The sequence below is a fragment of the Streptomyces sp. NPDC057099 genome (assembly GCF_042671245.1).
Classification (GTDB): domain Bacteria; phylum Actinomycetota; class Actinomycetes; order Streptomycetales; family Streptomycetaceae; genus Streptomyces; species Streptomyces purpurascens.
Genome location: NZ_JBHUTX010000025.1, coordinates 27,687 through 45,690, shown reverse-complemented (window position 1 = coordinate 45,690; position 18,004 = coordinate 27,687). Strand labels below are relative to the sequence as shown.

Genomic DNA, 18,004 nt, shown 5'->3' with positions numbered 1-18,004 from the left:
GTGCGGGCGGTCAGCGCGTGCCCTTGGCGGCGAAGTCGGCGACGCTGTCGATGTTGCTCTTGTCGACGAAGGCCGGGCCGGTGAGGACGGGTGCCTCGCCGCCGCCCATGTAGTTGCCGTTGTTCCTGTAGAGCCACAGGGAGTCGACGGCGAGATAGCCCTGGAGGAAGGGCTGCTGGTCGACGGCGAACTCGATGTCGCCCTTCTCGATGGAGCCGACCAGGTCCTTGTTGAGGTCGAACGTGGCGACCTTCGCCTTGCTGCCGGAGTCCGACACCGACTGCACGGCCGTCAGCGCGAACGGCGCGCCGAGCGTGACCACCTGGTCGATGGCGGAGTCCTGCCTGAGCTTGGCGGTGATCGTGGACTTCACGGACGGCATGTCGTTGCCGTTGACGTAGACATTCGACACCTGGCCCTTGAAGGTCTTCTTCACTCCGGCGCAGCGGGCCTCCAGTCCGACATGGCCCTGCACCTGGACGACGCAGACGGCCTTCTTCGCCCCGGTCGCGTTGAGCTTCTCGCCGAACGCCTGGCCCGCGACGGACTCGTCCTGGCCGAAGAACTCCAGCAGGCCCTGGTCCTTCCACTCGTCCATGCCCGAGTTGAAGCCCACGACGGGGATGCCGGCGGCGCGGGCCTTGGCGACGGCCGACTTCATGGCGTCGGGCTTGGCCAGGGTGACGGCGATGCCGTCGACCTTCTGGTCGATCGCGTTCTGGACCAGGTTCGCCTGGCCGCCCGCGCTCTCGTCGTTGGAGTAGATCAGCTTGACGTTGTCCTTGGCCGCGGCGGCCTCGGCGCCCTTACGGATGATGTCCCAGAACGTGTCGCCGGACGGCGCGTGGGTGACCATGGCGATCGTCATCCGCGGGGTGTCGGCCCGGCCGGCCGCGGCGTCGGTCCCGCCCTCCTCGGCCTTCTTGCCGCCGGAGCCGCTGGAGCAGCCGGTGGCGAGCAGGGCGGTGGCCGCGACGGCGACGGTGGCCACGGTCCAGCCCGTTCTGCGGGAGCGGGGGTGTGGAGCGGTTGTGCGATTCATGATCGTGCACCTCACTGGACGACAGGGGGTCGCTGCCGAACACCTCGCGGGTGAAGACGGGCCTTGCGCTGATGGCCCGTCGACCGGACGGTGCGGCTCAGGCGGTCGAATCTGCTCGCTTAAAGCGCTTTAAGTGCTGGTACTATCTGTGGCGTCACAGCCGAATGTCAAGAGTGTTGCCGCCGATCGCGACGGGAGTTCATGTGGACGAGCTCGACTCCGCGGCTTCCTCAGGCGGCAACGGCGCGGCTTCGCGCCCCCGGCTGGAGGACGTCGCCGCGCGGGTCGGCCTGTCCACCGCCTCCGTGTCGCTGGTGCTGCGCAATGTGCCCGGGCCCAGCGAGCGCACCCGGCAGCGCGTCCTGAAGGCCGCCGCAGAACTGGGCTACCGCCCCGACCGCACCGCCAGCGCCCTCGCCAGCAGGCGCAGCCGGCTGCTCGGCGTCATGGTCGACATCCACAGCCCCTTCCACGCCGAGCTGGTCGAGCACCTGCACACGGCCGCCGAGGAGATCGGCTACGACCTCGTCCTGAGCACACTGACCCGGACCCGTGACGAGCACGCGGCCGTCGAGACGCTGCTCGCCTTCCGCTGCGAGGCGCTGATCCTCCTCGGGCCGGTGGCCCCCGCCGCCGCCCTCGCCGACCTCGACCGCAAGGCGCCCGTCATCTCCGTCGGCCGCCGGATCGCCGACGCGGACCTCGATGTCGTACGCAGTGCGGACGACGACGGTGTGGGCCAGATCGTCGACCACCTGGTGGGGCTCGGCCACCGTTCCATCGTGCACGTGGACGGCGGCAAGGGCGTCATCGCCACGGACCGGCGCCGCGGCTACCGGAGCGCCATGCGCCGGCACGGGCTCGACGAGCACATCAGGGTCCTCCAGGGGGACAGTACGGAGAAGGCCGGCGAGAAGGCGGGCCGGCAGCTGGTCGGCGGCGGCGAACTGCCGACCGCCGTCGTGGCGTACAACGACCAGAGCGCCATCGGTCTCCTCACCGCCTTCCGGCGCGCCGGGGTCGATGTCCCCGGCACGGTGTCCGTCGCGGGCTACGACGACGACACCCTGTCCCGGCTGGACGCCTTCGATCTGACCACCGTCAGCCAGAACGCCGAGGAGCAGGCCCGGCAGGCCGTCACCGCCGCCGTCGAACGCCTCGACCAGGGGCGTACCGAACCTCGCGAGATCGTCCTCGCTCCCTCCCTGGTCACGCGCGGGACCACGACAGAGCCGCGCTGACCGTCGCGTGCCGCAGGCGCGGACAACGCCGCGGGTGTAGATGACCAGGCTCGCAATTCGGAGTCGAACCCTTGACACCTCTCCGAGACAGAAGCATGCTCTGCGGCACCCAATTAAAGCGATTTAAAAGATCGCAGGGCTTTTCGTCACCATTCCCCGGCCGGGGCGGGCACGCCTCCTCTCTTCGCCTGCCCGCGCCCGGTTCTCCGGCCTCATCTCTCGCCTCGCCCAGGCCGCCGCCTGGTATTGCACGAAGGGGACCCCGCACATGGAACGCACCATGCCTGGGCGCCCGTTGGGCCGCGGACTCTCCCGCAGAGCCCTGACCGCGGTGAGCCTGCTGGCCCTGGCGGCGACCGCGCTGACCGGCTGCCAGCGGCAAGGCCACGGGCACCAGCGACGGGCAGACGGAGGTGTCGGGCGGAACCGACTCGACGGGCGGGGCGAAGAACACCGGCATGAACAACGGAAAGAACTCCATCTACGTCATCGGCGGAAAGCCCGACGCCCCCTTCTGGTCCGCGATCAAGCGCGGCGGCGAGGACGCGGGCAAGCTGGTCAAGGCGAAGGGCGGCTCGGTGACCTTCCTTGGCCCGAAGACCTACGACAACCTCGGCCCCGACGCCGCCAAGCTGACGCAGACGGCCCTGTCGCAGAACCCGTCCGCCATCGTCGTGCCGGACTGGGTGCCCGAGAACCAGGACGACGCGATCGAGCAGGCCGTGAAGAAGGGCATCCCGGTCTTCATCTGCAACGCGGGCGGCGTCGACGCGGCCAGGCGGACCGGAGCCCTGAAGGACATCGGGTCGGACGACTATGAGGCGGGCAAGGCCGGTGGCGCCAAGTTCGCCGACGAGGGCGCCAAGAACATCCTCTGCGTGAACACGGTGCCCGGCGCTGCCAACTCCGAAGCCCGCTGCGACGGCATCGCCGACGGTGCCAAGACCAAGGGCGCCAAGTCCAAGCAACTGCCCCTTCCCTCCTCGAACTTCGGCAACCCCTCAGCCGTGACTTCTCTGTCAAGTCCAGCGTGTTGATGTGAGGTCGCGTGTAGGGCATCAGTCCAGGTCCGGGATCGCTCAAGACACTTGCTTCCTGGGCGTACCTGGAGGGGGGCTGAAGAACGTGGGCCTGGTGCGCAGTGTTGTGCTTCCCCTCTCCCCGCAGCGTGGTGAGTGAGTCTTGGCGGAATCAATTCGGGCTGTATTCGGGTGAGCAGATTTCTCGCTTTCTGTCAATTCGGGTTTGGTCTGACCAGCTTTCCTGGGCCGCGTCAAGGATTGAGAGTGGGGGAAGGGTCACTTGCTTCAGGCCCGCTGTTGCGGCCACATCGCGGGCTAGAATCGGTCGTCGAGGCCGTTATGGCCTGCAGTCGGTAATACCGAGTCGTTTCCGATTGGACACCTCGGTCAATTTCTGCTCGAAAGAAAGGGAGGTGTGCGTATGGGTGCTGTTCATGGAACGACCGAGGACATCGCGACGCGGGACGGCACAGCTGATGCCTACCTGGCGCACCCTGACGGAGGCGGCCCGTTTCCCGCCGTTCTGCTTTACATGGACGCCTTCGGACTGCGTCCGCAATTGAAGAAGATGGCCGACCGGCTGGCGTCGGCCGGTTACACCGTCTTGGTGCCCAACGTCTTCTACCGCCATGGGCGGGCGCCGGTGATCGATCTGCCGGACTTCGTGGACCCGGGCGAGCGCCCGGAGCTTTTCGAGCGGCTCGGGCCGATCATCCAGTCGCTGACGCCGGAGGCGACGATGCGGGACGCCGACGCCTACCTGGCCTGGCTGTCCGAATGCCCGATGGTCAAGGGAGGGCCGGTCGGCGTCACTGGCTACTGCATGGGTGCCGGCCTGGCACTGCGCACGGCCGGCACCTATCCGGACCGAGTGGCCGCCGCGGCTGGTTTCCACGGCGCGAACCTCGCCTCCACCGCGGCCGACAGCCCGCACCTGCTCGCCGCCCGGATCAAGGCCGAGCTGTACTTCGGCCACGCCGACCAGGATCGTGCACTGCCGCCCGAACAGATCGAGCGCCTGAACGGGGTCCTTGCTGCGGCGGGCGTGCATCACCGTTGCGAGGTGTATGCCGGCGCACACCACGGCTTCACGCAGGCCGACACCGCCGCATACGATCTCGCAGCCGCGGAACGCCACTGGGCGGCCCTGCTGGACCTGTTCGCGCGCACGCTCTGATGCGCTGAAGCATAAGAAGCGCTGCGACCGTGAATTGGTCTGGCGCCCACCGGCAGAAGGCCGGTGAACAACCTCATGCACACGAAATTGCATCCCGGTTGGTAGTCCGGGGCTCAGTCATCGCCCAATCGCTTGGCTGTGTCAATCTTCCTCTCCTTAGGGAGAGGCCCAGTGTGCTCCCTTGTACGAAATAAAATCCACTGGGAGTACTTTTGTCTGGGATGCGTATCGTCATCGCCGGCGGCGGTCTTGCCGGGATGACGCTGGCCCACTACCTGAACCGGCACGGCTTGGACGTAGCCGTCCACGAGCGTGACACCGGCATCGCTGCCCGCGAGGCGGGCTACCGGATCCACATCAACTCCACCGGCACCTCCTCGCTGCACGCTGCCCTGGAGCCGCGGCTGTGGGAGCTGTTCCTCGCGACCTCCGGCATGCCCAACGACGACATGCTGCTGTTCGACGAACAGCTCAACCCCCGCCCGGGCCGCGACAAGTCCGCCACGGAAGGCATCGGGGTGCCCACCGACATCCCTGAGCACCTGGTGGTGTGCCGCTCGACGCTGCGCCGGATCCTCTACCTCGGTCTGGAGAAGGCCGTGCACTTCGGTGCCAAGGTCACGGGATACCGCTCCAACCCGGACGGCACCGTCACCGTGCTCCTGGGCAACGGGGAAACCGTCGAGGCCGACGTGCTGATCGCCGCGGACGGCATCAACTCCGGCGTGCGGGCCCAGAGGCTGCCGCAGGTGAAGGTCGCCGACCTGGCCGCGCGGCACATCGCCGCGAAGGTCCCGATCACCGAGGAGACCAAGGCCAAGCTGCCGGCGGAGCTGTTCAACACCTTCTCGCTGGCCTTCGCCTCCGACTGGACCGGGCTCACACTCGGCCCGCTGGAGCGCAGCAACCCCGCCTCTCCGCTGATCAAGGAACAGGACCGGGACTTCCAGGACGAGGCCACCAAGAACTACGCGCTGAGCATCTTCAACTCCGTCGCGAGCCGCATGATGCCCGACACCGAGCTGTTCACCGCCACGCCCGAGCAGCTGAAAGCGTACGCGCTGGAACGCGTGGCCTCTTGGCATCCGGCCCTGGTGGAGACGGTCCGGCTGTGGGATACCACCACGGTGCAGGCGCTGACCTTGCGCAGCTGTGTGCCCGTCAGTGCCTGGGATCCCTCGAACGTTACCGTCGTAGGAGACGCGATCCATGCCATGAGCCCGTCCTTGGGCATCGGTGCCAACACCGCGCTGCGCGACGCGCACGTCCTCGGAGGGCAACTGCTCGCCGTCGCGCGGGGCGACGAGAAGCTGCTGGACGGTATCGGCGCTTACGAAGAGGCCATGCGTGCCTACGCGTACAAGGCTCTTCGGATGTCCGCGGCGGTGGGTGAGAAGGTGATCGGCCACTTGCCGCTGCACGAGTAGGCCGCGCTCGCGCACGGCCACGACAAGGGAGGCCACGCGCGAGGCCGGCGACGTGTCATCGGTGGCGGAGGGCCTGCTACCTGCCAAGCGGGGCCTGCGTCGGCAGTGTGTGGACCGTGCCATGGCGGTCGGCGAGCTGCTGGCGCAGGTGGCTGTTTGCCATCGTGTCCCGGTGCAGGGCGCCGACCAGTGCCTCGACGTCGGCTTTGAAATGGGCGATCTCTTCGGCGTCTGCGGCCCGCAGTTCCTTGAGCCGTCGGACCTGCTGGCGCAACCGCCTCTCGTTGTCCGGCGCCGGGCCAGTCCGTCGGCGAGCGGGCCGGGCAGCTGCCGCGGCTGGCGCCTGGCTGCCGAGCCAGATGACCGGCCCACGAGACCAGAACGTCCTCGGTGACCGAGTGCAGATCGCCCAGACCCTGCTCGTGCAGCCAGACCGTGAAGCGCTGCCAGCGCAGTACGGTGTGGTAGATCCCGGGAGGACCCAGGCGGGAGTGCCAGCTTGGATGGCCAACCAGCACGCTCGCCGGCAGCGGGGTGTTGATCATCATCCAGGCGGCTAGCTGCACCCGGGACCGCACCGCGTCCGGGAACCGTGCCCAGTCCAACCCGGGCCGGGCGGCGCTGGGGTTGGCGACCAGCGGGACCAGCGACCACACCTCGTCGGCGTAGATCGACACCGGCACGGGGCCAGGAGCCAGGACCAGCGACGGCGCGACGACCGGCGTGTCCCGGGAAGCCCGGACCCCACCTCGAAGGCGCTCTTCGGCCAGCTGATCGGCGGCCAGTTCGAGGTCGCGATCTTCTGGTGGATCGCCGTGGCCGTCGGCGTCACGGTGCTGCTGCAGATGATGCCGTACCGCAATTGGATCTTCGCCATCGGCGGCGACAAGGAGAGCGCCCGCGCCACCGGCAACCCGGTCGCCAAGGTGAAGATCGCCCTGTACATGGCCAGCGGGTTCGGCGCCGCCCTCGTCGGCGTGATCCAGACGATCCTCTACAACGGCGCCCAGGTCGCCAACGGCCAGGCCTTCGTCTTCAACTCCATCATCGCCGTGGTCATCGGCGGCGTGCTGCTCACCGGCGGCTACGGCTCCGTCGTCGGCGTCGTGATGGGCACGCTGACCTTCGCCATCGTCAACCAGGGCATCTACTACACCGGCTGGAACTCCGACTGGGCCGCGCTGATCCTCGGCATCCTCATCCTTGTCGCGGTGCTGATGAACAACACCTTCCGCCGGCTCGCCCTGTCCACCCCCCGCTCCCCGAAGAAGGCCTGACCATGACCGCGCCCCTGCTGCGTCTGACCGACATCAGCAAGTCCTTCCTCGGCACCCACGCCCTACGGGACATCTCCCTGGCGGTCGACGCCGGGAAGGTGCTGTGCCTGCTCGGCGACAACGGCGCCGGCAAGTCCACAAGCCGACCACCGGCACCATCGAGGTCAACGGCGAGCAGGTCGCCTTCGACAGCCCCCGGGACGCGTCCGCGCACGGCATCGCCACCGTCCACCAGTTCGGCGGCACCTTTCCGCTCATGGGCGTCGGCCGCTCGTTCTTCGTCGGGGCCGAACCCACCAAGGGGTGGGGCCCGTTCAAGCTGTTCGACAAGAAGCGGGCGGGCGGGATCGCCGTCCGCGAGATGCAGTCCCTGGGCATCACCCGTGTCACCGACGGCGCCCGTCCCGTCGGCAGTCTGTCCGGCGGTGAGCGCCAGGCCCTGGCCATCGCGCGTGCCGTCTACTTCGGCGCCAACGTCCTCATCCTCGACGAGCCCACCGCGGCGCTCGGCGTCAAGGAGGCCGCGCACGTCCTGCGCATCATCATGCAGGCCCGCGCCAAGGGCGTCGCCGTCACCCTCGTCACCCACAACGTCCGGCACGCCATGATGGTCGGCGACCACTTCGCCGTCCTCATCCGCGGCCAGAAGGCCGACGACTTCCGCGAGGGCGAACGCACCCGGGAGGAGATCACCGACCTCATGGCCGGCGGCGAGGCCATGGCCGACCTCGAAGCCGAGCTGGCCCTGCTGCAGTCCGAGTCCTGAGGGCGCGACACCTCGGCGCGACACCGGATGCGGTCACGACCTGACCGCATCCCGTGCGACGGTGACCGGGCAAGCCGCCCGGACCACTCGAACCACGGGTCGGCACACGACCCGAAGGCCGAGGTGCTCCCTTGACCGTTCTCGACGCCCGCGCGCTCAACCGCGCCACCCTCGCGCGGCAGTTGCTCCTCGACCGCGCCGACATGCCGGTGCTCGACACCGTCGCGCATCTGTGCGGTCTCCAGGCGCAGGAGCCGCAGGAGCCCTTCATCGGGCTCTGGTCCCGGTTGCGGGCCTTCGCGCCCACGGTGCTGTCGGACCTGCTGACCGGGCGGCGTGTGGTGCGGACCCACCTCATGCGCCGCACCGTCCACCTCGTCACCGCCGACGACCTGGTGGCCTGGCGGGCGCGCCACGACGCCATGCTGCGCCAGCGGGTGCTCGGCACCTACCGTCGCGAGCTGGAGGGGGTGGACCTCGGCGAACTCGCGGCGGCCGGGCGGTCCGTCATGGCCGACGGCGAACCCCGCGCGATGGGCGACCTCGCGCGCGCCGTCGTCGACCGCTGGCCGGCGGCGGGTCCCCGGCCACTCGGCGAGATGCTCGTCGCAGGCCTGCTCCCGACAGTGCAGCTGCCCCCGCGCGGGCTGTGGCGCACGACGGGAGGAGCGCGCTACGAGCTGGTCTCCTCCTGGCTGGGCCGCGAGATCGACCCACCGGACCCCGACAGCTCCGACCCCGTGGGGCAGACACTGGTACGGCGCTACCTGGCCGCGTTCGGCCCCGCCGCCTCGGCCGACCTGCGCGCCTGGTGCGGCCTGGCCGGACTGCCCGCCGCCGTCTCCGCCCTGCGCGAGGAACTGGTCGCCTTCCGCGACGAGCGCGGCCGGGAACTGCTGGACCTCCCCGGCGCGCCGCGCCCCGACCCCGACACCCCCGCCCCGGTACGGTTCCTGCCGGCTTTCGACAACGCGATCCTCGGCTACCACGACCGCGGCCGGATCATCGACGACGCCCATCGCGGACTGTCGGTCGCCGGGGCCCGTGTCGTCCTGGTCGACGGCCGGGTCGCCGCGACCTGGATCGTCGAGGGAGACACCGTCCTGATCACCCCGCTGGGCCGCTTCACCCGTGCCGACCGCACCGCCCTAGCCGAGGAGGGAGGGGCACTGGCGTCCTTCCTCTCCGGCGGCGACAGCGACCGGGTACGGATCGCGGCGTCCCCCGGCTGAGCGCCACGCCGACAGGGGCACCGATCAGGCGCACACTGGAAGGGTGCTGCCGGTGCTCACGAGGGGGTGTCGGCCGATGGAAGCGTCAGAGCGTACGACCATGCGGTGGTGGCGGTGGCGACGCAACGCGCTCAAGCGGCGCGTGGACGTCGTCGAAGCCTGGGTCGTGCTCGCCGGCTGGGTGTTCGCCCTGCTGGGCGGGCTGGCCGGGGGACTGATGGCGGCGGGCGCGGTCGAGCACGCCGTCGAACGGCAGCGGGCCGGGAGCCACCAGGTCTCGGCGGTCGTCGTCAAGGACGCGCCGGGCCCGTCACCGGCCCGCGCGGCGAGCGACCACCGGGTGTGGGGCGAGGTGCGGTGGACCGCGCCGGACGGTTCGACGCACAAGGACGAGGCACGGGTGCCGCCCCGGGCTTCAGCCGGGAGCACGGTCCCCGTGTGGGTGAACAAGAGCGGTGACATCACGACCCCACCGGTGTCCGAAGGCGAGGCCTGGCTCCACACGACCATGGGCGGCGCGCTGGCCGGGGCCCTGGCCGGCGGGGCGGTGCTGGGAGCCGCCTGGCTGATACGGCTGTCCCTGGACCGGCGGCGCATGGCGCAGTGGGACGCGGAATGGGAGCGGATCGACGCACGGCGGGGGTGGAAGACCGGCTGACCGGGAGCTACGGCCGACGAGGGACATCAGGCTCGCCGTGTGCCGCAGCTGTGCTACCGCCGATGCGCGTCAGGCACGGCCGACGGGGTCCTGGCCCTCGATGCTCTCGTGAGCGCCGAGAGCGACGGGCGCGGCCTTCCTCCGTCGCACCCGTCCCGTCAGGAGCGTCGCCACGGGCTCGGTCCAGCGGGCGGTCAGCGGGCCGAGGAGGACCAGGATGAGGACGTACGCCGTGGCCAGGGGACCCAGGGACGGCTCGATGCCGGCCGTGACGGCGAGTCCCGCGATGACGATGGAGAACTCGCCTCGGGCCACGAGTGTGCCGCCCGCCCGCCAGCGGCCCTTGGGTCCGATCCCGGCCCGGCGCGCGGCCCAGTAGCCGGTGGCGATCTTCGTCGCGGTGGTGACGGCCGCCAGGGCGAGGGCGGGCAGCAGGACGGGCGGGATGCTGGCGGGGTCGGTGTGCAGGCCGAAGAAGACGAAGAACACCGCGGCGAACAGATCCCGCAACGGCGCGAGCAGGCTCGTCGCACCCTCGGCGACCTCGCCCGACAGCGCGATGCCGACCAGGAAGGCGCCCACGGCGGCGGACACCTGGAGCTGCTGGGCGAGCCCGGCGACCACGAGGGTGACGCCGAGCACCACCAGCAGCAGCTTCTCGGGGTCGTCGCTGGAGACGAAACGGGAGACATGGCGGCCGTAGCGCACCGCCAGGACGAGGACGACCGTGGCCACGCCCAGGGCGATGGCCAGCGTGACGGCGCCCGCGGCCAGGCCCACCCCGGCCAGCAGGGCCGTGACGATGGGCAGGTACACCGCCATGGAGAGGTCCTCGAGGACCAGGATGCTCAGGATCGCCGGGGTCTCCCGGTTGCCGAGCCGTCCCAGGTCACCGAGCACCTTGGCGATGACGCCGGAGGAGGACACCCAGGTGACGCCGGCCAGCACCACGGCGGCGACCGGGCCCCAGCCGAGCAGCAGGGCCAGTGCCGCGCCGGGCAGGGCGTTGAGGACGGCGTCGACGACCCCGGCCTGATAGTGGGTTCTGAGGTTGGAGACCAGGTCGGCGGCCGTGTACTCCAGGCCAAGCATGAGCAGCAGCAGGATGACGCCGATCTCGGCGCCGATGGCGACGAAGTCCTCGCTGGCGCCCAGCGGCAGGAGTCCGCCCTTGCCGAACGCGAGCCCGGCCAGCAGATAGAGGGGGATCGGCGAGAAGCGGAAGCGCCCGGCGAGCCGGCCGAGCAGTCCGAGCCCGAGGATGAGACAGCCGAACTCGATCAGGAAGACCGCGGAGGAGTGCATGGCGGGTCACTCCCGCCCGAGTATCTCGGCGGCCGCCTCCACGCCCTCACGGGTCCCGATGACGATGAGGGTGTCCCCGCCGGCGAGCCGGAAGTCCGGTGTGGGGGAGGGGATCGCCTCGGCCCGGCGCAGCACCGCCACGACGGACGCGCCGGTGTCGGTGCGGATCCGGGACTCGCCCAGCAGCCTGCCGTTCCAGTGCGAGGAGCCGGGCAGTTCGATCCGCTCGGCGACGAGCCCCAGATCGGTGGTGGACAGCAGGTTCGGCGTGTGGTGCGCGGGCATCAGCGCGTCGATGAGGGTGGCCGTCTCCTCCGTCGTCAGGCGCACCGAGAGGTCGCAGGCGTCCGGGTCGTCCCTGCGGTAGGCGCTGATCGTCCGGTGGCCGTCGCGGTGGGCGACCACCGAGAGACGGCGGCTGTCCCGTGTCGTCAGGTCGTAGCGGACCCCGATGCCCGGCAACGGCGTACTGTTGAGGCGTGGCGCGCTCATCCCTGCCCCCTTCGGTCGGCGTGCGCGTTCCGGAGACTCGCCTGCGGGGGCCGCTCCCGGACGAGCGACCGGATCCGGCCTGTGGGCTCATCCTAGGCGGCGGGGCGGAAGGGCACCCGTCCCGCGTGTGCTACCTGGGCTGCTCCGGGAGGGGCGATCCGGAAGGGAAGGGAGTGGCCGAGGGCAGCCTCGCGGTCGCCCCCTCCACCTGCCGTACGGTGCCCGTTCCCGGCTGGCTGCCCGTGCCCGCGCCGGTCGACAGCTGGGACCAGGCGCCGAGGGCCACGGCCACGGCGGCCGCGGTGGCGACGACACGTCCCACGCGCCGGGCCTTGGCACGGCGGTCCAGGTCCCGCCAGGCCACCCGGACCCACAGTTCCTCCGGCTGCCACAGGTCGCCGACGGCGTGCGGGGGCTGGAGCCGCCGCCCCGCCGCGCGCTCCTTCGCGGAGGGCTCCCTGGGGGCGGAGGCGCGTATGGCGCATTCGCTGTCCGAGAGGAACTTCAGCCAGACCTCTTCCGGGGTCGAGGGAACGCCGTCCGGCTGGTCGGGCTTTCCCCGCCCGCCCGGTCCTTCGGTGGTCATGTCCGCCATCCCCTCTCCGACCCTTGGCCTGATCACTGCGCAGCGCAAGATCAGTATGCCGCCCCGCGAAGCGAAAGGCTTCGCCGGAGAGGGGGAAATCAGGCGTCACACCACGGCGGGCGCCGCCGGCAGGACATGGTCGCCGACCTTGTCGGTGCTCAGGCAGAGCGAGCAGACCACGGCGTCGTGCGTCCGGCAGGCGGCCACGTCCGGCCGCTCGAACTGCTGCCGGCACACATGGCACTCGTACGTGACGGCGCTGGGGTTGCCGTCCTCGTCCAGAAGCGGCTCGGTGATGCCGTCGTCCGTGCGGCGCAGGTAGTACCTGCCCTTGGTGACCACGGCCATCAGCGGCGTGAGGACGAAGGCGATGACGGCCGCGGCCACGGGGGAGTACGGCTGGAGCGTGTCGCCCAGCGCGTGGAAGTACATGGCGATGGACAGCCCGGACGCGGCCACGAAGGCCACGACACCGACCGGGTTCACGGCGTACAGCATGCCGCGGCGGAACTCGGGGGCGTGCGGGGACAGCTTCAGCACGTACTTGTTGATGCCGATGTCGGTGGCCACGGTGACCACCCAGGCGATCGCGCAGTTCGAGTAGAAGCCCAGGATGCTGTTGAGGAAGCTGAACATGTCGGCCTCCATCAGGGCCAGCGCGAAGCCCAGGTTGACCAGGACGAAGACCATCCGTCCCGGGTAGCGCTTCGTGACCCGGGTGAAGGAGTTGGTCCAGGCGAGGGAGCCGGAGTACGCGTTCGTCACGTTGATCTTGATCTGGCTGATCACGACCAGGGCCACGGCCAGCGGGAGGACGATCCAGGACGGCATCATCGCGTCGAAGGCGTGCTTGAACTGCTGGATCGGCTCTGGAGCCGCGGTGGGACCGACCTCGGCGATGATGTAGACCGCGAGGAACACACCGATGGCCTGCTTCAGCGCGCCCAGCACCACCCAGCCCGGGCCGGCCATCACCACGGCCGTCCACCAGCTCCGCTTGTTCGCCTCGGTCTTGGGCGGCATGAAGCGCAGATAGTCGATCTGCTCACCGATCTGCGCGATCAGCGACAGGCACACGCCCGCGCCCAGCAGCACGGAGGCGGTGTTGACCCCGCCGTCCCCGTCGGTGCCCGCGTAGGCGAGGAAACGGTCGACGGTCCCCGGGTCGGTGGCGACCAGGTAGACCAGCGGGCCGACCATCAGCAGCAGCCAGATCGGGGTGGTCCACACCTGGAGCTTGCTCAGCGCCGTCATGCCGTAGATCACCAGCGGGATCACCATGAGGGTGGAGACCAGATAGCCCAGCCACAGCGGCAGCCCGAGGCCCAGCTTCAGGCCCTGGGCCATGATCGAGCCTTCGAGGGCGAAGAAGATGAAGGTGAAGCTGGCGAAGATGACGCTGGTGAGGACCGAGCCGAAGTAGCCGAAGCCGGAGCCGCGCGTGATCAGGTCCAGGTCGATGTTGTAGCGGGCCCCGTAGTAGGCGAGCGGGAAGCCGGTCACGAAGATGACGATTGCGGCGACGCCGATCGCCAGGAGCGCGTTGCCGGTGCCGTGGGCCAGGCCGATGCCGGCGCCGATGGAGAAGTCGGCCATGTAGGCGATGCCGCCGAGCGCGGTCGTCGCCACCACCATCGGAGTCCAGCGCCGGTAACTGCGCGGCGCGAAGCGGAGGGTGTAGTCCTCCAGGGTCTCCTTGACGGCCTGGTCGGAACCCGGCGCCGCCTGCTGCGCCGGTTCCGGGTCGGTGACTTCTGCCAGTCGTGGCTCGGTACTCATGTCACGCCTCCTCGCTGCGGGTTGGGGACGACCAGGCAGGCACGGTAGGCAGCGGGCGTTACCCCTAAATACTTCCTGCGTGAAGGGAGTGTTTCGGAGGCATCTCGCGGGCCGACGGCGGCCGTCTAGGGCACTCCGAGTTCGAAGAGCACGTACCCCGCGTACGACCCGGAGGCCAGCGCGGCCGTGCCGAGGACCGTGACCAGGGACGGCCATCCGAGTCGGCTCATCGCGAGGGCGAGGGGGACGAACAGCGGGAAGAGGGGCAGCAGATAGCGCGAGACGTTGCCGAAGATCTGCTGGGTGGTCATCACCATGAGGTACGACAACACGGTGTACACGACGAGCACGGCCGGCGGGCGCAGCCGCAGCAGCAGCACCGTCAGCGCCGGCACCGCCAGCACGACGCAGACGCCGATGACGTCCTCGAAGGCCCTGGCGAAGAGATAGTCGAAGTGCCCGACGGGGAGGGACGTCAGCACCTTGAACGTGTGGACTCCCCAGTCGAACTTGTGGGCCCACGCGCCGTCCTGGAGCTTGGAGTAGCCGTTGATGTCGCCCATGCGGTAGTTGACCCAGGCGAGATAGCCGAACAGTCCCAGCGGTGCGATCGCCACGGCGGCCAGCGGACGCAGCACACCGTCCGCGCGCCGGCGCAGGGACAGCAGCGCGGCGACGGCGAGGGCGGCGATCAGCGCGGCGGCGGTGGGTCGGCAGAGCCCGGCCATACAGGTCAGCAGGCCGGCGGTCAGCCAGCGGCGGGACATGACGGCATGGCAGGCCCACACGGCGAGAGCGGTGTAGAGGGATTCCGAGTAGCCCGACCACTCCGTGCCCGAGCCGGGCCAGACCGCCCACAGCCCGGCCGCGACCAGACCGGCCCGGTCGCCGCCCAGCCGTCGCGCCACGGCGTAGATGCCGAGCGCCGCGACGAACGAGGCGATCACGGACACCGTCAGGCCGGCGCCGAACAGTCCGAGCCCGGTGCACTCCGAGACCAGGCGCATCAGCGCCGGGTACAGCGGGAAGAACGCCGCCGAGTTGCCCTCCAGGGTGATCAGACCGGTCGCGCCCGGGACGGGTTCCAGGGCGGGGTCGTATCCGTGCTCGGCTATCTGCTGGTACCACCAGCCGTCCCAGCTGGCCAGGACGTCCCAGGCGTGCTCGCCGCCGCCGAAGCGGGGGTTCTTCTTCCGGAAGTCGCCCGCGGAGTCCAGCAGGTACATGAAGACGGCGAAGCCGGCCAGCTTCAGCACCCCGTACGTCAGCAGCACGGGACCGTAGCGCACGACGGCCCAGCGCAGCCGCCGACGGAACTCCGCGGACCTTCGCGGGACTTCAGGAGGCTCGTGGCCGGACAGCGGTCGGCTCAGCTCGACGGTGCTCATGAGGATCCTGTCGTACGGCGGTCGTTGTCGCGGGCGGGGAACACCCAGGCCCGGAAGAGGAGGAAGCGCAGCAGTGTCGCGGCCAGGTTGGCGGCGACGAGGGTCACGAGCTCGACCTCGCGGCCGGCCCCGGGCGCGCTGTGGTGCAGGGCGGCCAGGGAACCGCTGGTCAGGGCCAGCCCGACCAGGAACGCCGCCAGGCCCTTGAGATGGTGGCGCAGCGCGCCGCCGCGCCCCCGCACCCCGAAGGTGAGCCGCCGGTTGGCCGCGGTGTTGGCGACCGCGCTGGCGAGCAGGGCGAGCGCGTTGGCGGCCTGCGCCCCCGTCGCCGGTCTGAGTCCGAGGTAGAGCAGCAGGTAGCACAGGGTGCTGGCGACACCGACGGCGGCGAAACGGACCGCCTGCCGGGCCAGACCCGCCGGCAGCTCCCGCGCGAGGTCGCCGTCGCTGCGGCGCAGTGCGCTCAGCGGCAGCCTGCCGCAGGCCAGGGCCCGGCCCAGCCTCGCCATGCCCCGCAGATCGGCCAGCGCCGTGGAGACGATCCGCACCCTGCTGTCGGGGTCGTCCACCCAGTCCACCGGCACCTCGTGGATCCGCAGCCCCGCGCGCTCGGCGATGACCAGCAACTCGGTGTCGAAGAACCACCCCTGGTCCTCCACCAGCGGCAGCAGCCGCTCGGCGACGTCCCGCCGCACCGCCTTGAAACCGCACTGCGCGTCGGAGAAGCCCACGGCGAGCGTCGAGCGCAACAGCCCGTTGTAGCAACGGGAGATGAGCTCCCGTTTCGGCCCGCGTACCACCCGCGAACCACGCGCCAGGCGGGTGCCGATGGCGATGTCCGAGTGCCCCGAGATCAGCGGCGCGACGAGCGGCAGCAGCGCCGCGAGGTCGGTGGACAGATCCACGTCCAGATACGCCAGCACCGGTGCGCGGGACCGCGACCAGGCGGCGTGCAGCGCGCGGCCCCGCCCCTTCTCGGCCAGCCGGATCCAGTCCGTGCCGGGCAGTTCGGCGGCCAGCCGCGCGGCGATCCGCGGGGTCCCGTCGGTGCTGGCGTTGTCGGCGATGGTGATCCGGAACGAGTAGGGGAACGTCTCCCCGAGGTGCGCGTGCAGGCGCCGGACGCACGGCTCCAGATCGTTCTCCTCGTTGTACACGGGCACGACCACGTCGAGGACGGGGTCCGGGTGGTGCGCGGGCAGGGGAGCCCGGCGCGGCAACGCGGCGAGCTCTGAGGTCGGGCGGTCGATCAGGGCCGACCGCCGTTCGGTACTCATGGCTGCTTACCGGTCTCTTTCTGGCGCGCGGCATGCGCGAGCGCCGGTTCAGGGCATGCCGAAGGCGCCCGTGTCGGTGGTGCGGTGACGGGAGTTCGGGGCGATGACGCCCCTGGCGGGAACCGCCTCTCAGGCGGCTACTCGGTACTGACCGATGCGGAGGGTTCCTGCGTCGTCTCCGGGGCGGACGGCGGGGCCGTCGTCGGGGTCGGGGGAGGGGGCGATGAGGGGAGTGTCGTGGTGGTGCTGCTCTCGGAGGGCGTGGTGGTCGGCGGAGGGCCGGTCGGCTCGCTCGTGGTCCCGGTCGGGGCGCTGCTGCCGGGTGAGGTCGCGGGCACCGACGCCGCCGACCCGGTCGGAGTCGGGCTCGGATCCGGGGTGCCGGTCGTGGGCCCGTCGTCGTGCGTGGGCGTCGGGCTGGTCGCGGGCTGCGGCCGGGGATCGGCGGGCTGAGCCTTGGTGAGCATGCTGGGCAGCAGGGCGAGCCCGACGCTGAGCCCGGCCACCGCCACGGCCGAGCCGCCCGCCTTCCACAGCATCCGCGACCGGCGGCGGGCCCGGATGCCCTGATGCAGCCGCTGCCGCTGCGAGGGCTCGTAGGGGGTGTGCTGCTGGGTGTCGCGCATCAGGCGCGACAGGTCCCGCTCGAAGTCGTCCATCGTTTCTCCCTTCACCCCACGGGCCTGACGGCGTCGGACAGGATCTGGCGGAGCCGTGCCACTCCGCGTGACGCATGGGACCGTGCGGTGCCCACGGGGCAGCCCAGCGCCTGGGCGACCTGGGCCTCGGGCAGGTCCTCGTAGTAGCGCAGCACCACCGCCGCCCGCTGCTTCGGCGACAGCAGCGCCAACGCGGCCTCCAGGCGCGAGCGTTCCGCCACGGTGGACGACACATCGCCCGGTTCGGCCCGGTCCGGCAGTTGCTCCACCGGGCGTTCGCCCCACCAGCGCCGCCGCGCCGAGCGTGCCGCCATCCGCACCAGCACCGTGCGGACGTATGCCTCCGGGGCCTGCTCCGCGACCTTCGGCCAGGCGAACCACAGCTTCACCAGGGCCTCCTGCACCAGGTCCTCGGCCCGTTGCCGGTCGCCCCCGGTAAGCAGCCGCGCGACATGGAGCAGCGCCGACCAACGGGCGGCCACGAACTCGTCGAAGCCGTCCGCCCGAACCTGCTCCATCCTCACCGTCCCGCGTCTCAGTGGCCTTCTACACCTCTGAAAAGACGCTGGACCCCGCCCCACGCTGCACCCGGATCCTGTGATCCACCTCACCCCGGCCGGGCCCGGGCATGGAAAAGGGCCCGTGCACAGGCACGAGCCCTTCCGATGTACGCCCG

18 protein-coding genes are annotated in these 18,004 nt (G+C 70.6%); 8 read left to right on the top strand and 10 right to left on the bottom strand.

Annotated features, from left to right (window positions below):
• Window positions 1–10: 10 nt before the first annotated feature.
• Window positions 11–1,042, bottom strand: coding sequence for a sugar ABC transporter substrate-binding protein (locus ACFT4A_RS26610; protein WP_382834367.1), 1,032 nt, complete (start codon window positions 1,040–1,042; stop codon window positions 11–13).
• 203 nt (window positions 1,043–1,245) lie between these two features.
• Between ACFT4A_RS26610 and ACFT4A_RS26605 the strand changes: the two genes are divergently transcribed.
• The 4 genes from ACFT4A_RS26605 to ACFT4A_RS26590 all read left to right on the top strand — a co-directional run bounded on the left by ACFT4A_RS26605 (window position 1,246) and on the right by ACFT4A_RS26590 (window position 5,909).
• Window positions 1,246–2,283 carry a LacI family DNA-binding transcriptional regulator gene (locus tag ACFT4A_RS26605; protein ID WP_382834364.1) on the top strand — a complete coding sequence of 346 codons (1,038 nt, stop codon included), beginning with the start codon at window positions 1,246–1,248 and terminating at the stop codon, window positions 2,281–2,283.
• A gap of 458 nt (window positions 2,284–2,741) precedes the next feature.
• The gene (locus ACFT4A_RS26600; protein WP_382834362.1) at window positions 2,742–3,320 is read left to right on the top strand and encodes a substrate-binding domain-containing protein; all 579 of its coding nucleotides are present in this window, start codon (window positions 2,742–2,744) and stop codon (window positions 3,318–3,320) included.
• 406 nt (window positions 3,321–3,726) lie between these two features.
• A complete protein-coding gene (locus ACFT4A_RS26595; RefSeq protein WP_382834360.1) occupies window positions 3,727–4,482 on the top strand; it encodes a dienelactone hydrolase family protein in 756 nt (251 codons plus the stop codon).
• Window positions 4,483–4,703: 221 nt separating this feature from the next.
• On the top strand, window positions 4,704–5,909 hold the full coding sequence (locus ACFT4A_RS26590; RefSeq protein WP_382834357.1) for an FAD-dependent oxidoreductase: 1,206 nt from the start codon (window positions 4,704–4,706) through the stop codon (window positions 5,907–5,909).
• Window positions 5,910–5,985: 76 nt separating this feature from the next.
• Here ACFT4A_RS26590 and ACFT4A_RS26585 read toward each other — a convergent pair whose 3' ends face one another.
• Window positions 5,986–6,183 carry a hypothetical protein gene (locus ACFT4A_RS26585; RefSeq protein WP_382834354.1) on the bottom strand — a complete coding sequence of 66 codons (198 nt, stop codon included), beginning with the start codon at window positions 6,181–6,183 and terminating at the stop codon, window positions 5,986–5,988.
• Between the two features lie 286 nt (window positions 6,184–6,469).
• Between ACFT4A_RS26585 and ACFT4A_RS26580 the strand changes: the two genes are divergently transcribed.
• From ACFT4A_RS26580 to ACFT4A_RS26565, 4 genes are all read left to right on the top strand, one after another.
• Window positions 6,470–7,186: an ABC transporter permease gene (locus tag ACFT4A_RS26580; RefSeq protein WP_382834508.1), complete on the top strand. Its 717-nt coding sequence runs from the start codon at window positions 6,470–6,472 to the stop codon at window positions 7,184–7,186.
• Between the two features lie 103 nt (window positions 7,187–7,289).
• Complete coding sequence (locus ACFT4A_RS26575; protein ID WP_382834350.1) at window positions 7,290–7,952, top strand: ATP-binding cassette domain-containing protein; 663 nt, start codon at window positions 7,290–7,292, stop codon at window positions 7,950–7,952.
• Window positions 7,953–8,083: 131 nt separating this feature from the next.
• Window positions 8,084–9,184 (top strand): winged helix DNA-binding domain-containing protein, encoded by a 1,101-nt coding sequence (locus ACFT4A_RS26570; RefSeq protein ID WP_382834347.1) that lies wholly within the window; start codon window positions 8,084–8,086, stop codon window positions 9,182–9,184.
• Window positions 9,185–9,260: 76 nt separating this feature from the next.
• The gene (locus ACFT4A_RS26565; RefSeq protein WP_382834344.1) at window positions 9,261–9,842 is read left to right on the top strand and encodes a hypothetical protein; all 582 of its coding nucleotides are present in this window, start codon (window positions 9,261–9,263) and stop codon (window positions 9,840–9,842) included.
• 69 nt (window positions 9,843–9,911) lie between these two features.
• Here the strand turns inward: ACFT4A_RS26565 and ACFT4A_RS26560 are convergent, their stop codons facing one another.
• From ACFT4A_RS26560 to ACFT4A_RS26525, 8 genes are all read right to left on the bottom strand, one after another.
• Window positions 9,912–11,147, bottom strand: coding sequence for a cation:proton antiporter (locus ACFT4A_RS26560; RefSeq protein WP_382834341.1), 1,236 nt, complete (start codon window positions 11,145–11,147; stop codon window positions 9,912–9,914).
• Between the two features lie 6 nt (window positions 11,148–11,153).
• The gene (locus ACFT4A_RS26555) at window positions 11,154–11,639 is read right to left on the bottom strand and encodes a cation:proton antiporter regulatory subunit (protein ID WP_382834338.1); all 486 of its coding nucleotides are present in this window, start codon (window positions 11,637–11,639) and stop codon (window positions 11,154–11,156) included.
• Between the two features lie 130 nt (window positions 11,640–11,769).
• Window positions 11,770–12,225: a hypothetical protein gene (locus ACFT4A_RS26550; RefSeq protein ID WP_382834335.1), complete on the bottom strand. Its 456-nt coding sequence runs from the start codon at window positions 12,223–12,225 to the stop codon at window positions 11,770–11,772.
• 105 nt (window positions 12,226–12,330) lie between these two features.
• Entirely contained in the window at window positions 12,331–14,004 is a 1,674-nt protein-coding gene (locus ACFT4A_RS26545; protein ID WP_382834332.1) for a purine-cytosine permease family protein, read from the bottom strand.
• Window positions 14,005–14,129: 125 nt separating this feature from the next.
• Window positions 14,130–15,392 (bottom strand): glycosyltransferase family 39 protein, encoded by a 1,263-nt coding sequence (locus tag ACFT4A_RS26540; protein WP_382834329.1) that lies wholly within the window; start codon window positions 15,390–15,392, stop codon window positions 14,130–14,132.
• Complete coding sequence (locus ACFT4A_RS26535) at window positions 15,389–16,669, bottom strand: glycosyltransferase (RefSeq protein WP_382834326.1); 1,281 nt, start codon at window positions 16,667–16,669, stop codon at window positions 15,389–15,391. Before ACFT4A_RS26535 ends, ACFT4A_RS26540 begins: the two co-directional genes overlap by 4 nt.
• A 137-nt stretch (window positions 16,670–16,806) precedes the next feature.
• Window positions 16,807–17,328 carry a cellulase gene (locus tag ACFT4A_RS26530; protein WP_382834323.1) on the bottom strand — a complete coding sequence of 174 codons (522 nt, stop codon included), beginning with the start codon at window positions 17,326–17,328 and terminating at the stop codon, window positions 16,807–16,809.
• An 11-nt stretch (window positions 17,329–17,339) separates the two neighbouring features.
• Window positions 17,340–17,846, bottom strand: coding sequence for a SigE family RNA polymerase sigma factor (locus tag ACFT4A_RS26525; RefSeq protein WP_359894698.1), 507 nt, complete (start codon window positions 17,844–17,846; stop codon window positions 17,340–17,342).
• Window positions 17,847–18,004: the final 158 nt, after the last annotated feature.